Raw genomic sequence first — 13,166 nt, 5'->3', positions numbered from 1 at the left:
CCTTGAAACATCGATGTAAAGGTCATTTCAGTTTCCTATTGCCTGTTGCCTATTGCCTATTGCCCTCTAGCAGCGCTATACCTTGTATTTCAGATCGAAAAAAAAGCCTTAATAAAAACTTCCGAAACTCGACCCGGGCAGCCGGGGGATGGCCCGCCGTCTGGTGTGTAACGACTCGCCTCGCACAGCGCTATATACCCTATAGCAGCTTGAGCGGACATAATGTCACAGCCCCCAGCATTGGGGGTTTGGGGGCCGGACAATACACCCTCAATCATTCACCTGCAACCGGGCATCCAAGGTTTTGAAAATGCGATCGCGGCTCTTTTCCAAGTGGGCGAGGGTGTAGGCATCCATGCGATCGCCCCCTTTGTCCAAGCGATGACTAATCGCCTCCCCGAGTTGCTTTAACTGGAACCAAGCCAAGGTTTTCGCATCTTCGGGGACGTCGGTATTTTCCAATACCATATCGGCGAGAATATCGAGGTAAACTTGTTGCAGGGGACGGCGAAAACCGCCGATCGCAACTCCATCATCCCGCCAAATTTCCGTCCAAATGCTGTTATTGAGCATTTCAAATAATTCCGGCAGGGTGAGGGTATTTCCCGGCGCGGTTTTCAACTCCAAGTCCCGCAGGCGACTCAAGCGGGTGGGCGCCAGCAATTCCCGAAGGACGTAAGTTTGCAGCCACAAAATGCGATCGCCGATGGGATAGTCGAGGGAGGCGTAGCGATCGGGATTTCCCCAATCCGACCACCGGGAGGGCACCAGGCGGTTAATTAAATCCGGAGAAAAATTGAACGCATCTTCGGCAAAAACATACTCTTCCAACAACCGCAGCGCCCGTCTTTGTTCGCTTGCTGGAATCGGTTCCAGGGGCAGTGTTCCGCCCCGACTGCCGACCCGTTGGCGATCGAAAGATTGCCCCCCGACGTAGACCGTCGCGTTGTCAACTTGGCTGAAATAGTAGCCGAAAATCGTCTCGAAAACCTGCCGCAGTTGGTCCGACTCCCCACCCCATCCGAAAGAGCGGGTTTCCAACCGCTCCCACATCGCCCGGGCGTTGTCCAACTGCGATCGGGAATATTGCAACATATCATTGCTCAGATCGAAGGCGTTCGCCGCCGGGTCGAGGTACACCCCCCACAGATCCTCATCCGTGGCGAAGGCCAATTCCGGCGCCGTCCCCCGCCGCGCGATCTCCTGCAATTCCCGAGATTCGCCGTAGGGGGTACCCGCCGAAATCGGCTTGTACCCGTACTCAATCGCCCAGCGGTCGTAGGGGCCGACGATCGCCGGAAAATAGTCGCCCTGGGGTTGACCTCGGGGGGCGAGGTTGACGGGGACGTAATCCATCACCGAGGCCACCATCCCCCGCGTCCGGGTAATATTTTTATCGTTCAACTCCTCCGGCGCCAGCATCGTGCTGCCGTGGAAATTGTGTCGCAGTCCCAGGGCGTGGCCGATTTCGTGGGCGACGAGGAGGCGGAGAAACTGGTGGATGTACTCTTCTACCGAGTCGGTGTGGGTTTTCGGATCTAAAGTGGACAGGGCGATCGCGCCGACGGCCAGTTGTCGCTCGGAGCCCGCCGCGAAACATCGGTGTTCGTCGAGTTCCCGGCGGTTCGCCGAGAGTCCCACCTCGCAGACATCGGTGTTGAGGTCAGCCAAAACAGCTTTTCCACTGCCCAGATCGGCGATCGCCCGACTCTCGATCACCATATCGGCGTCCAAAATTTCCCCGGTCAGAGGATTGACGTGGGAGGGGCCGTAACCGCTAAATCTCGCATCGAAAGACATCGACCAGCGGATGGTATTGTAGCGGACATCCGCCGGGTCCCAGGGGGCATCGTCGGGCATCTGTCGCACTTCGATGGCGTCGGAAAAGCCCGCCGCCTCGAAGGCTTCGTTCCACATCAACACCCCCTCCCGAATGGCGTCCCGGTATTCCGAGGGGACGGTATTTTCGATCCAAAAGACGATCGGTTCCACGGGGGGAGAAAGGGGGGCAGCGGGATCTCGTTTCTGCAAATTCCAGCGGTTGATGTGGCGGACGACGGACGATCGCCTGCCCCGGTTCGGGTCGGAGACATCTTGGTAAGTGGTGGTGAAGTAGCCGATCCGCTCGTCGGCGATGCGGGGGCGGTAGCCGTTCGGGTCGGGAACGGCGAGAAAACTATAGCGAATTCGCAGATTGAAAGACCGGGAGTCGGGGAGGGCGGGGGAGTCCCAAAACGGCAAATTTCCGCCCCCGGAAAATCCCAAAACCGACTCGATCTCAACGTTGTTCGGGAAGGCTTCCACGCTGGAAATGTAGGACTTTTGGGCGTCGAGGCTGTAGTTATTTTGCAGGGCGGCGATCAGTCGGTCTGAGAGTCCCGAAAGTTCGCGATCGCCGGTCAAAACCGTTCCCAGGTCCACCAAAACGCTCTGGCGGTCCGGGTGGACGGCGAGGATGGGCAAGGTGTAAAGGATCGACTCCCCCGCCGAACGAGCGAGCGATCGCCACTGGGGATCGTCGGGGGCGGCGCGAAAATTGATGTTGGGAATGACAAATTCGACCGAGTTGGAACGGGGACGCAGTTGAAACAGGAAATCTCCGAGATCCAGGCCGCCGAAAGTTCCCACCGTTTCCAACCCGGCATCTAGGGTGATAAAACAGAGGAAAGGTTCCTCAAATTGTTCCGGCCGAATTTCCAGATAAACTGACCCGGTCTGGGAATTTTGATAGAGGGTAAACAGCCCCGACCATCGTTCCATTCCCTCTACGAGATCTGCAAATGTCGCCGCTGGAGCCGGTTCCTGGGCGAGTTGCATTTCCGCCCGAAAGGGGGGCGGCGAAACTTGGGCGATCGCCCGGGGCAACGCGACTGTCACCGTCAAAAATGAGAGGGCAAAAATCCCCATCAATAACCCAATCTTTTTCATTCCCATCCCCCCTATTATTCAAACATTTGTCGGGAGATTATTTCTTCTGTGGCGTTCTCAAATTATATTCTTCCACTTTCTGCTCGAAAATCTGCGACGCCCGGTCGGCGGGGACGTCGAGCATCTGCCACAGATGGGTCAAAAATTCCCGCTCTTTCGCCGAGAGGACACCATCCACCAACAGCAGGTCGCTGACGACGACGAACGCGGGTTCCTGCAGTTCTGCCGGCAGAAATTCTCGAGCGATCGCCAATAGGGAATAGGTCCCTTTGACCGACAACAATTCAAACAGTTTTTCCAACAAATTGGTCAGCCGCTGTTGGGAATACCCCTGAAACAGGGGCAGTTCCGAGAGCAAAACCACGATGCGATCGCGCTCTTCGTCGCGCATATAACCGTCGGCGGAAATGGCACTCACCGCGATCGCCGCGAACGCCTCCGGAGTGGACAGCGAAATTCGGCCCTCGTCGGCTCCCTTAAAGATTTTATTCAGTATGCTCATGGCAAACTCTCCCCCTTGACCTTCTCGAAGACCTGTCGAGCCGATTCCATCCTAACCCAAACGGGCCGGCGACGGCTTCCGATCCGCGATCGCTCTGGAGGTTAACTCCTCAACTCAAGTTTTGACGGGCGCTCCCCCTCCCCGACCTTTCGGAGGGGGGAGTCGCCCGGTTATCGGTTGGAACCGTTTCCTCTCGGAAGCGTCAGGCCCTCGGCCGCCTGACGGTACTCTTCCACATTCTCGTTGAAATCGATAGGCAGCACGGCCACCACGTTCTCGTGGGGGCGGGGAATGATCACCCAGGTTTCCAGAGCCGCACCGTAAACGTGCTCCACCGCCGCAATTCCGGCATCCATCGCCGTTTTCACTTCCGAGACGTCGCCGCGGATCATGACCGTAAACCGGGCGCTCCCGGCCCGGATGTAGCCCACCAGGGTGACGCGACCCGCTTTGACCATCGCATCGGCCGCCGCCAAAATTCCCGGAAATCCCTTGGTTTCCAGTGCGCCCACTGCTTGTTGTGACATCTAATCTCTCCTGGATAAATGAAATAATTTGTCGCCGCGACTCGATTTGAGCGAATGTTGCGACCCCTATTGACCGATAACATTTGCCGTGAAATCCGGCCGAACCCCGGGCGACCCCCTAAACTCGGAAGGGTTCGCTCTCCGGCGTGTGATGGATGGGGAGGACATCGACGATATTCGGCGGCGGGTTGGGGATGGTGTAGTGCGTGATAATCGTACACCCGAACGTCTTTTCCGCCGCGGCGACACCCGCTTCCATCGCCGGTCTGACTTCGGAAGTCCCTCCCCGAATGGCGACCATGAACTCTCCCCGTTCGGCCAGACCGTAATACACCAGGGTCACTCGTGCGGCTTTCACCATCGCATCGGCCGCCGCTAGTACCCCCGGAAATCCCAATGTTTCAATTACACCCACCGCCTCTGGCATGGAAGGTCTCCTCGATCGTTAGATATGGCTCAAGCTAATTCTACGCCGAAACCCGCTTCGATTGGGACGCTTCGTTCAGAAAACTTTAGGAATGGCTGAAATTTGGATTGATACCGGGTTGGCGATCGAGTCGTGGCAACATGAAAAGAAGACATGAATGGGTAAGGATCGAAAGAACATGGAGATACGACGCATCGCGGAATTGTTGAGAACGGGTCAGCCGGGGGAAGCGGTGACGGTTCGCGGTTGGGTGAGGACGAAGCGGGAATTGAAGGAGTTCGCCTTCGCGGAGGTCAATGACGGGTCCGGTATGGCGAATCTCCAGGTGGTGATCAATGCCGATCTCGCCGACTCCGATACTATTTTGCGGCAACTGAACACGGGCGCCTCGGTGGAGGTGACGGGGGAGGTGGTGGAGTCCCCCGCCAAGGGCCAGCGGATCGAACTGAAGGCGACAACTGTCCGGGTTTACGGGGAAGCGGACCCCCAATCCTACGTTTTGCAGAAGAAGCGGCACTCCTTCGAGTTTCTACGGACCATCGCCCATTTGCGATCGCGCACCAATACCTACGGGGCGGTTTTTCGGGTCCGCAACGCCTGCGCGGCGGCGGTCCACCAGTTTTTCCAGGAACGGGGTTTTCTGTGGGTCCACACCCCCATCATCACCGCCAGCGACTGCGAGGGGGCCGGGGAACTGTTCTCGGTGACGAGTTTGGATCTCAATGCCTTACCCCTCAATGAGGCGAAAGCGGTGGATTTCAGCCAGGATTTCTTCGGGAAGCGGGCGTTTCTTACCGTCAGCGGCCAGTTGGAGGCGGAAATTATGGCTCTGGCCTTCGGGAGTGTCTACACCTTTGGACCGACGTTTCGGGCGGAAAATTCCAACACCTCCCGCCACCTGGCCGAGTTCTGGATGATCGAACCGGAGATGGCGTTTTGCGATCTCGACGGCAATATGGATCTGGCCGAGGCGTTTTTGAAACATATTTTTAAATCCGTGTTGGAAAATTGCGCGGAGGATATGGAATTTTTCAACAAGCGCATCGACAATTCGGTTCTGGAGACGGCGGACAATATCATCAACAACGAATTCGAGCGCATCACCTACACTGAGGCGATCGCGCAATTGGAAAAAAGCGATCGTAAATTTGAATATCCCGTCAGTTGGGGCCTGGATCTCCAGTCTGAGCACGAGCGCTACCTGGCTGAGGAATTGTTCAAAAAACCCGTCATCGTCACCGACTACCCCGCCGAGATCAAGGCGTTTTATATGCGCCAAAATGACGACGGAAAAACCGTCCGGGCGATGGATGTCCTGGCGCCGAAAGTCGGGGAAATTATCGGCGGTTCCCAGCGGGAAGAACGCTTGGATGTCCTGGAAAATCGCATCAAAGCCTCGGGTATCGATGCTGAGGAGTTGTGGTGGTATCTGGATTTGCGACGGTACGGAACCGTCCCCCACGCCGGATTCGGCCTCGGTTTCGAGCGGGTGGTACAATTCATGACCGGAATGGGCAATATCCGCGACGTGATCCCCTTCCCCCGCGCACCGCAAACCATTGATTTTTAACCCATGAAAAGTAGGGGCGAATGGCATTCGCCCTCTTCCCCTTCCCCTTCCCCTTCCCGATTCCCGATTCCCGATTCCCGATTCCCGATTCCCGATTCCCGATTCCCGATTCCCGATTCCCGATTCCCTTTTCTCCTCAAACCTTCAACACCGATTTTCGGATCAAATCGATCCCTTTATTGGCGACATCTGAATAACTCAACTCCCCGGCAAAGATGCGGCTCATTGTCGCCGCCGCCGCCTGATGTTTGACTCCGACTTGATAACTTAACTGGGGGAAGCGGTAAAATATTTGAGCCAATTTCTGCGCCCAAAGCATCTCTTTTCCCCACTCTTCGACCATGATTTCCGTGTACCGTTCCAAGGCATTCATATTTCCGGCGATCGCATCGTGAATCGCTGCGGCCGCTTTCAAACCGCTGAAAATAGACGGGCGAATCCCCTCCGCCGTAAACGGATCGACCACGCAGGCCGCTTCCCCCGCCAGCAGGGCATTTTGGGCGTGCAATTTTTGGCTTCCGTCCCACAGCGCGATCGGATGTCCGCATTCCGTCGCCCCGTCTAAATTCAGGTCGAACATCTGGGCGTAATCTATCAAGATTTGCTTGAAATTTTGTGCCTTGCGTTCTTTCCAAAATGCCGCCGCACCGACTGAGAAACCGTCGGCTTTGGGAAAATTCCAGGCATATCCTTTATTGACTAAGCCGAATTCAAAGTAAGTTTGATTGTCCCCTCGATTCCCCCGGGGAATTTCTAACTCTAAAGCGCCCGCAACCACTTTTTTCTGCTTTGGGAATCCCAACCATTTTGCCATCGATCCTTTGGCGCCGTCGGCGGCGATCAAGTAACGGCCGCAATACTGTCCTTTCGTCGTATTGACGAACCAGCGATCGCTTTTAAATTCGATGGAAGTGACTTCGGTATGATCTCGAACGGCGGCCCCTTGTCCCACGGCTTGATTGAGAATGAAATAGTCAAACACTTCTCGCCTGACCATCCAAATCGGATAGTTTTTGAGCTCGATGGCGACCGGGTCGTCTTTCTTCCAGGTCAAACAGACGGTATTCGTTTTCAGAGAAATGGCCGGGGACAAGTCGAAATCGAACCCATCCTGGACGACCGGAGAAACGCCCCCACCGCAGGGTTTATAGCGGGGGAGAATGGCTTTGTCGATCGCCAAAATTGAATGCCCTTTTTTGGCCAGATGGTAAGCCGCCGTCGCCCCGGCTGGTCCCGTGCCGACAATGATACAATCAAACATGGTGCGATCGCTCCCGAAATTTTTCTACGTTTTATAACATAAAAAAAGGGAACGTATCAGCAGTTTAGACTCCCGTTCCCCACATCTGAAATTCCGGCTCGATCGCCGCCAATTTACAGATCTCGATTGCGAATTCCCGGCGCCGCCGCCCCGTAATTGATCCGGCAACCGATATTGAAAATACTCGCCCCGCATTCGAGGGGCACCACCTGACCGTTGAGAATGGCGCTACAACTCACGTACTCGTCACCGTTGGTATCCCGCATCATGCACTCGATGGGGGTGGCGCCGGAGCTGTTGGACCACACCCGCATTCCCAACCCGGCGACCATGTGCGCCCAGAAAAAGGCGATCACGCCCACGATAATGATCAGGACGCCGACGGCTCCGAATCTGAGCTTCCAACTGCCCAGGAGTTTGAACACTCTCTCCCGGATTCCCATTCCCTGGGGGGCCGGCTGTTGGGTGGTTTCGGTTTGATTCTCTGTCATGTCGCTTGGCTTCTCCATTTGATTGATCGGACGCTTTTCTGGGGGCAAGAAACGCTCAAATTATCGGCTGACGATAATTATTATTTATACCTTTTGCGAAAATTGCCCGGATCATTTTGATGACAACTCTATCTATTTTGACTTGACTATGGTATGATTCTTTATACAATGGAAATATTGACAAAAATTTTATTTTTTAACCCATCCCCATTTTAAACGATAATAATTGAATTTTATCGCAAGTTACCGTTTCCCGTCAACCCTTCAACAGGCGGATCAATTCCAGGGGCAGGCCATCCGCGTCGGCGACAAAAGCGACTTCGTAGACCTTTTCGCCGATCGCCTGTTGGGTGGGTTCGAGGAGGACGTTGAGGGAATCGACGCGATGGCGGAGGGAGTCGATCCAACTGGGGAGGTCGGGGGTGGCGTCCGTCAAGTCAAAGGAGAGATGGTAGTAGCCGACATAATGCTCGTCGCCGAAGGCATCGGGGGCGGGTTTAGGTTCGGGAATTTGGATCAGTTCGATGCGGCCGCCGAGTCCCTCCATCCAGCAGGCGAGGGTGTAGCCGGTGGTGAAGCGATCGCGCACTTCAAACCCCAACTGTTCGTAAAAGGCGATGGCGCGGTGGATGTCGGCGGTGCGGATAGAAGCGTGGTGCATCAGCGTTTCCCCAATGGTGGCGGTCGATTTTCAGGTGCGGTTCCTACTCAAATAAGCGGAAATACGGATAGCGGACGGGAACCCCCTGTTCCTTTTCCAGGTCGAAATTGATCACCTCCCAGCAGGGTTCCTCCTCGGGGTCGGGGCTAAATTCCACCGGCAGGCCGTACAGGCGGGGCTGGTTGGACTCGGGCTGCGATCGCCAGGGGGTGCTGCGTTCGAGGTAGGAACCGATCAAGTCCCGGTAGCGCTGGGCGATGATGACGCGGGTCGCCCGGTATCCTTGGGTGTAGAGGCGATCGAGAGCCTCGTGGATTTCAAACCGGATACCGTCGGGGTGGGTATGCTGCCGGTACCACTCCTCATTCCACTGTCGCCAGTGGCGCCCGGACTGGAGGTGGATCAATTCCCCCGTTTTCGGATCGGCTTCAAAGGCACCATGCCGAGGACACAGATAGGTATCCGTGAGAGTCAATGCGGGAATTTTCTGGCGGCAGTGGGGACAGCTAATCTCCGAGCCAAAAATAGGGTACTGCAAGGCAGAATTCATGATGAATGCTTTTGCACCAAACCGACGTAAAGTCTATTATAACGGTGGGTCTTCCATCCACACGGATCAAAATTTTTGTCGTTTCGTCCGATACGTCCGCGATCGCCCTTGAGTTATGAATCAATCCCCCCAGTTTCCCATTTCCCCCGCCATCGGCCGCTGGCCGTCGCCGGACCTGTCCAAAGCGGCCTTCGTCGCCCCCGGGGCGGTGGTGGTCGGCGATGTGGAAGTCGGCGAGGGGGCGAGTATTTGGTACGCGGCGGTATTGCGAGGGGACGTGGAAAAGATCGTCATCGGCGATCGCACCAATATCCAGGACGGGGCCATTTTACACGGCGATCCGGGACAAGTCACGGTCTTGGATCGGGATGTCACCGTCGGCCACCGGGCCGTCATCCACGCGGCCCACGTCGAACCGGGGAGTTTGATCGGCATCGGGGCGATTATCATGGACGGCGTGCGGGTGGGCGCCGGCAGCATCGTGGGGGCCGGTTCCGTGGTCACGAAAGACGTCCCGCCGCGATCGCTGGTGGTGGGGATTCCCGCCCAACGCATCCGGGAGGTGTCCGAGGCAGAAGTGGCCGGACTCATCGAGCACGCCGAACGCTACGAGAAATTGGCGCGAGTCCACGCCGGGACGGGCACGGAGACAGGTTTCGAGCGATCGCACTGAGGAAAAGGGTCGGGTCGGGTCTCGGGCGGACATCGAATTTTTTCAATCCTTCTCGTGGGAGGATTGAGTGATTGCAAAAAACGTGCTAAATGCGATAAAAATAGGAATATGAAAATTTCTTTAAAATTAGGAGGAGAGCAGATGGATTTGGATCTTCGGGTAGTCGTGGTTTTGTTGCCCGTACTCCTGGCCGGCGGCTGGGCGCTCTTTAACATCGGTGCCGCGGCCCTCCGCCAAGCCCAGGGTTTCATGAATAAGAGCTAATCGGCCTGCCGGACCCTGAAAGAGTCCGAATCCTTTGCCGACGAAGGATTTCGGCGACTTGAGACATCAGCTCCCATCGGAGCGATCGCATCAGAACCGACGGTTCCCACCGGGGGAGCGTCGGTTTTCATCAAGATGTGGGGTGCGGGGAAAGTGAAAAGTGAAAAGTGAAAAGTGAAAAGTTCCCGATTTCCTTTCTACAATCGTCGAGATCAATTGTCTTTGGACTTGAAGACGCTGACTTCTTTGGGTTTGAGTTTTTGGGGGGTTCCGTTCAGGCGATCGAAGATGTGGCGGGACATCCGGGGGAAGATCTCCTCATTTTGGGCGTAGGCCGCATCGGTGCCGAAAACGGCCAGGATGTAGATGGCGCGGTCGTCGAGGGTGCGGACGAAGATGACCTCTTGGCGCGATCGCGACGTGTAGCCGACCTTGGAGGCGAAGTAAATGTCCGTGGGGAGGGATTCCCCCAAAAACCCTTTGACAAAATCGCGATCGCCCTCGTCCCAGGCGGACGGATTCAGATCGCGGGTCAGCAGGTGGGCCATCTTGGTGCTGGCGACGGGGGAAACCGCCTGTTTCGTATAAATTTCGTACATCAGCCGCGCCGCCTGGTCGGTGCTGACCCGGTTTCCGCTGGCCAAAGCCCGGTTTTGTTTCAGTTGTAGGTCGCGGCCGGCGGGGGCTTCTCCCCCATCGGTGATGGGATAATTCTTCGTACTCAGAATAATATTTTTATAGTTGGCGTTGCGGAATAATGTATCGATCTGGCTGCGCTTGTCGATCCACGTCTCCAACTCCGTCCCCTCCAAAGCTTCTCCCGAGGTGGTTTGGGTGATCGCGTCCAGGATGCGGCCGGCCGAGTCGTTGTCGGAAATGCGGATCATGTAGTTGAGGTCTTGGTAAAACGGGGACTCGTCGGGAATCGAACCGGCCCGGACGCGCTGGAAAAAGGCCGCCAGCCAAAAGAGTTTGGAGACGCTGGCGGGAAAGCGCATGATTTGAGGGTTGTATCCGGCTTGGTAATGGGTGGCCGGGTCGCCGACGTCCACCAAGGTGATGGAGAGGGCCTCCGTGGGGAGTCCCGCGTCTTCGGCCAGGGCGACGGTTTCATCCACGATCGCCTGCAGGTCGGGGTTTGCCTGCCAATCGGGGGGGGATTTGACGTTGTAGGTGGTCGCCAATTCTTCTCGGGACACTTCGGAAACGGTCTCCGATGCGGCCGGGGGATCGGAGGGCAGCAGCCATTTGAGAATCGAGATCGCGCTCCAACTGAGGGCGATTCCCAAACCGATCAGTAACAAAAGGCGATCGGATCTCAGGCGGGGCAAGTCGTTCCAATGGGCCTTGAGGGAACGCTGTCGGCCGGGACGGCGACGTTGGGGGAGATACACCATATCCTAGATGTTGAGACGGTTTGAAACGGTTCGATCTGGATTATCATACGCGATCGACCGACAAAAAACCGGGGATGTCCCCGGTTTGAAATCGGTCGTTTGATCGGATGCCCCATCAAACCGCTACGCGATCTTCATGGAATTCGAGTGGGCGAGATACCATAGGATGGAATCGACGGTCTGTTGTTTGAGCCAGCCTTTCTGGACGGCGAGTTCGCCGAACCGCCGGCGCTCTCGCTGCTGTTCGGTCAAGATCAGGTGAATTTGTTCGTCATCCAACAGCCGGGCGGCTTTGAGATATTGACCCAAGGGCTGCTTTTCGGGTTGGGTGCGGATCAGGGGCAACTCGTCGGCGAAGAAATCGACGGTTTCCTGGGACAGCCACCCCCAATCGGAGAGGATTTCTCCGAAGCGCAGGTGGCGCTGTCGGGCTTGGGCTCGGAGGACTTGTTGGACCTGGGCGGGGGTCAGCAAACCGGCTTCTTGGAGGGTCTGTCCCAACAGGGGCATCTGCCAGTCGGGGATCACCACGTCTGACTCGGAGGCGAAGGGCGATCGGTAGCGGTTGAATTTCTGCTGCATCAACAGCCACAAAAAGGGCATATCTTCGATCAGGTAGCGCTTCCAGAGGCGCTGAGGTTCGGAGGTGAGCCGGTGCAGCCACTCCAACCCCATCTCGCTCATCCACTGGGGAGAGCGGGGCTTTTCGCCCGCTTCAAAGTCGATGGTGGCACCGATCGCCAAAAAGACTTTGATATTCGTCAGCTTGTGCTTGTGGCACATGATCCACTTTTCTTGTTTGGGAGCACCCACCCCGACCGCCAGAACCGTCGCCCCGGATTCGTTGATGCGATCGACGATCCGCTGACATTCGAGCTCGTCTTTTTCAAAGCCGTAGGGGGGAGAATAGCAGTCAACGACGATTTCCCGGCCCACCGTTTCGTTGATGTTGGCTTGGGCGCGGACGGCGACTCCCTCGGCGGCCCCGAGCAAGAAGATCTTGACCCCTTCGCAATTGCGATAATACTGATAAAACGCCGGAAACAGATCCGAACCCGAAATCTTCTCCTTGATGGGCTGGTTCAGCAGCCGGGAGGCGTAGTAAACAATTTTGCTGTCGCAGATTCGGTAGTCCGATTGATGGTAGAGATCGTAAAATTCCCGATCTTTTTGCAGGCGCATCAGGTGATCGACGTTGGGAGTGAAGACGACGCCGCCTTTCTGACCGAGATTTTTGAGTAATTCTTCGGTTGTGATGTTATCGATTGATATATTAAATAGTTGAACTTCTTTCATAGCAAGGATACCCACTTCAGTTGGTCTGGACACCGATTTGAGACCGATCCCATCCCCGTGGAACTCTCGATCTCAAAATTTGCGAAGGACTGGTCTTCGGAACGGATTTGTATGAGACTCCAATCCAGAATTTTGACCGGGTGAGATTGACAAATCCCGCAGTTATCGATAGTCGGTATCGGTTTTCAAATGGTCTGTCAATTTTACCCTTGTCAATTGTCAAATTGAATGGATGTCTGATACGCAAGCAAGTCCATCATAACGGTAAGACCCGATAAAAATCCAGTCAATTCTGTAAAAGATCCGGATTTTAATATGAAGATTGTGTAAATGTCCCGGCATCCCGTCCGCCACCGATCGCCTCCCATGGAGGGATCTCATTCTTTCCCGGCGGGGGCGGCGGGGGTGGCGATGGGGGTGTGGAAGAAACGGATCGATCCCGGATTGTCCGCGCCGGCCCATTTGTCATGCTTTACAAATCAAACGGTTTTTGATCGGCTGTTTCACCCGCTCCAACTTTAGCCTTCTTCCGCCTTGTGCTTTCCCTCGTTCAAGGGGACAAAAACGGGGTCGGCCCCATCGACCAACCCCGTTTTTTATAGCAGTGAGCGCTGGAGTC

13 protein-coding genes are annotated in these 13,166 nt (G+C 55.9%); 3 read left to right on the top strand and 10 right to left on the bottom strand.

Translation table 11 applies throughout. From position 1 onward, the window contains the following. Positions 1 to 270: 270 nt before the first annotated feature. The 4 genes from LKE08_RS28595 to LKE08_RS28580 form a co-directional block, all read right to left on the bottom strand. Positions 271 to 2,928: a zinc-dependent metalloprotease gene (locus LKE08_RS28595; protein WP_324707700.1), complete on the bottom strand. Its 2,658-nt coding sequence runs from the start codon at positions 2,926 to 2,928 to the stop codon at positions 271 to 273. Between the two features lie 37 nt (positions 2,929 to 2,965). Then, positions 2,966 to 3,430: a tellurite resistance TerB family protein gene (locus LKE08_RS28590; protein WP_324707699.1), complete on the bottom strand. Its 465-nt coding sequence runs from the start codon at positions 3,428 to 3,430 to the stop codon at positions 2,966 to 2,968. A gap of 170 nt (positions 3,431 to 3,600) precedes the next feature. Continuing rightward, entirely contained in the window at positions 3,601 to 3,957 is a 357-nt protein-coding gene (locus LKE08_RS28585) for a carbon dioxide-concentrating mechanism protein CcmK (protein WP_324707698.1), read from the bottom strand. A gap of 118 nt (positions 3,958 to 4,075) precedes the next feature. After that, entirely contained in the window at positions 4,076 to 4,384 is a 309-nt protein-coding gene (locus tag LKE08_RS28580; RefSeq protein WP_324707697.1) for a BMC domain-containing protein, read from the bottom strand. Between the two features lie 178 nt (positions 4,385 to 4,562). On the opposite strand from LKE08_RS28580, the gene asnS reads away from it, so the two are divergent. Next, a complete protein-coding gene (gene asnS / locus LKE08_RS28575; RefSeq protein WP_324707696.1) occupies positions 4,563 to 5,954 on the top strand; it encodes an asparagine--tRNA ligase in 1,392 nt (463 codons plus the stop codon). A gap of 136 nt (positions 5,955 to 6,090) precedes the next feature. Here asnS and LKE08_RS28570 read toward each other — a convergent pair whose 3' ends face one another. The 4 genes from LKE08_RS28570 to LKE08_RS28555 all read right to left on the bottom strand — a co-directional run bounded on the left by LKE08_RS28570 (position 6,091) and on the right by LKE08_RS28555 (position 8,917). After that, positions 6,091 to 7,215 carry a geranylgeranyl reductase family protein gene (locus LKE08_RS28570; protein ID WP_324707695.1) on the bottom strand — a complete coding sequence of 375 codons (1,125 nt, stop codon included), beginning with the start codon at positions 7,213 to 7,215 and terminating at the stop codon, positions 6,091 to 6,093. A 113-nt stretch (positions 7,216 to 7,328) separates the two neighbouring features. Further along, the gene (locus LKE08_RS28565) at positions 7,329 to 7,706 is read right to left on the bottom strand and encodes a hypothetical protein (RefSeq protein ID WP_324707694.1); all 378 of its coding nucleotides are present in this window, start codon (positions 7,704 to 7,706) and stop codon (positions 7,329 to 7,331) included. A gap of 256 nt (positions 7,707 to 7,962) precedes the next feature. Beyond that, positions 7,963 to 8,367 carry a VOC family protein gene (locus LKE08_RS28560; RefSeq protein WP_324707693.1) on the bottom strand — a complete coding sequence of 135 codons (405 nt, stop codon included), beginning with the start codon at positions 8,365 to 8,367 and terminating at the stop codon, positions 7,963 to 7,965. A gap of 43 nt (positions 8,368 to 8,410) precedes the next feature. Further along, complete coding sequence (locus LKE08_RS28555; RefSeq protein ID WP_375341477.1) at positions 8,411 to 8,917, bottom strand: TIGR02652 family protein; 507 nt, start codon at positions 8,915 to 8,917, stop codon at positions 8,411 to 8,413. 115 nt (positions 8,918 to 9,032) lie between these two features. Here LKE08_RS28555 and LKE08_RS28550 point away from each other — a divergent pair, with 115 nt between their 5' ends. Next, positions 9,033 to 9,590, top strand: a complete 558-nt coding sequence (locus LKE08_RS28550; RefSeq protein ID WP_324707692.1) for a gamma carbonic anhydrase family protein — start codon at positions 9,033 to 9,035, stop codon at positions 9,588 to 9,590. Between the two features lie 141 nt (positions 9,591 to 9,731). Beyond that, entirely contained in the window at positions 9,732 to 9,854 is a 123-nt protein-coding gene (locus tag LKE08_RS28545; protein WP_375341476.1) for a photosystem II protein Y, read from the top strand. Positions 9,855 to 10,066: 212 nt separating this feature from the next. Here LKE08_RS28545 and LKE08_RS28540 read toward each other — a convergent pair whose 3' ends face one another. Beyond that, complete coding sequence (locus LKE08_RS28540) at positions 10,067 to 11,251, bottom strand: serine hydrolase (protein ID WP_324707691.1); 1,185 nt, start codon at positions 11,249 to 11,251, stop codon at positions 10,067 to 10,069. A gap of 123 nt (positions 11,252 to 11,374) precedes the next feature. Next, complete coding sequence (locus tag LKE08_RS28535; protein WP_324707690.1) at positions 11,375 to 12,547, bottom strand: WecB/TagA/CpsF family glycosyltransferase; 1,173 nt, start codon at positions 12,545 to 12,547, stop codon at positions 11,375 to 11,377. Positions 12,548 to 13,166 lie beyond the last annotated feature (619 nt).

It is taken from the genome of Lyngbya sp. CCY1209, assembly GCF_035615495.1.
In the GTDB taxonomy this organism is placed as follows: domain Bacteria; phylum Cyanobacteriota; class Cyanobacteriia; order Cyanobacteriales; family Microcoleaceae; genus Limnospira.
Note: the sequence above shows the minus strand (reverse complement) of the source record. Positions and strands in the feature narration are given on the sequence as shown.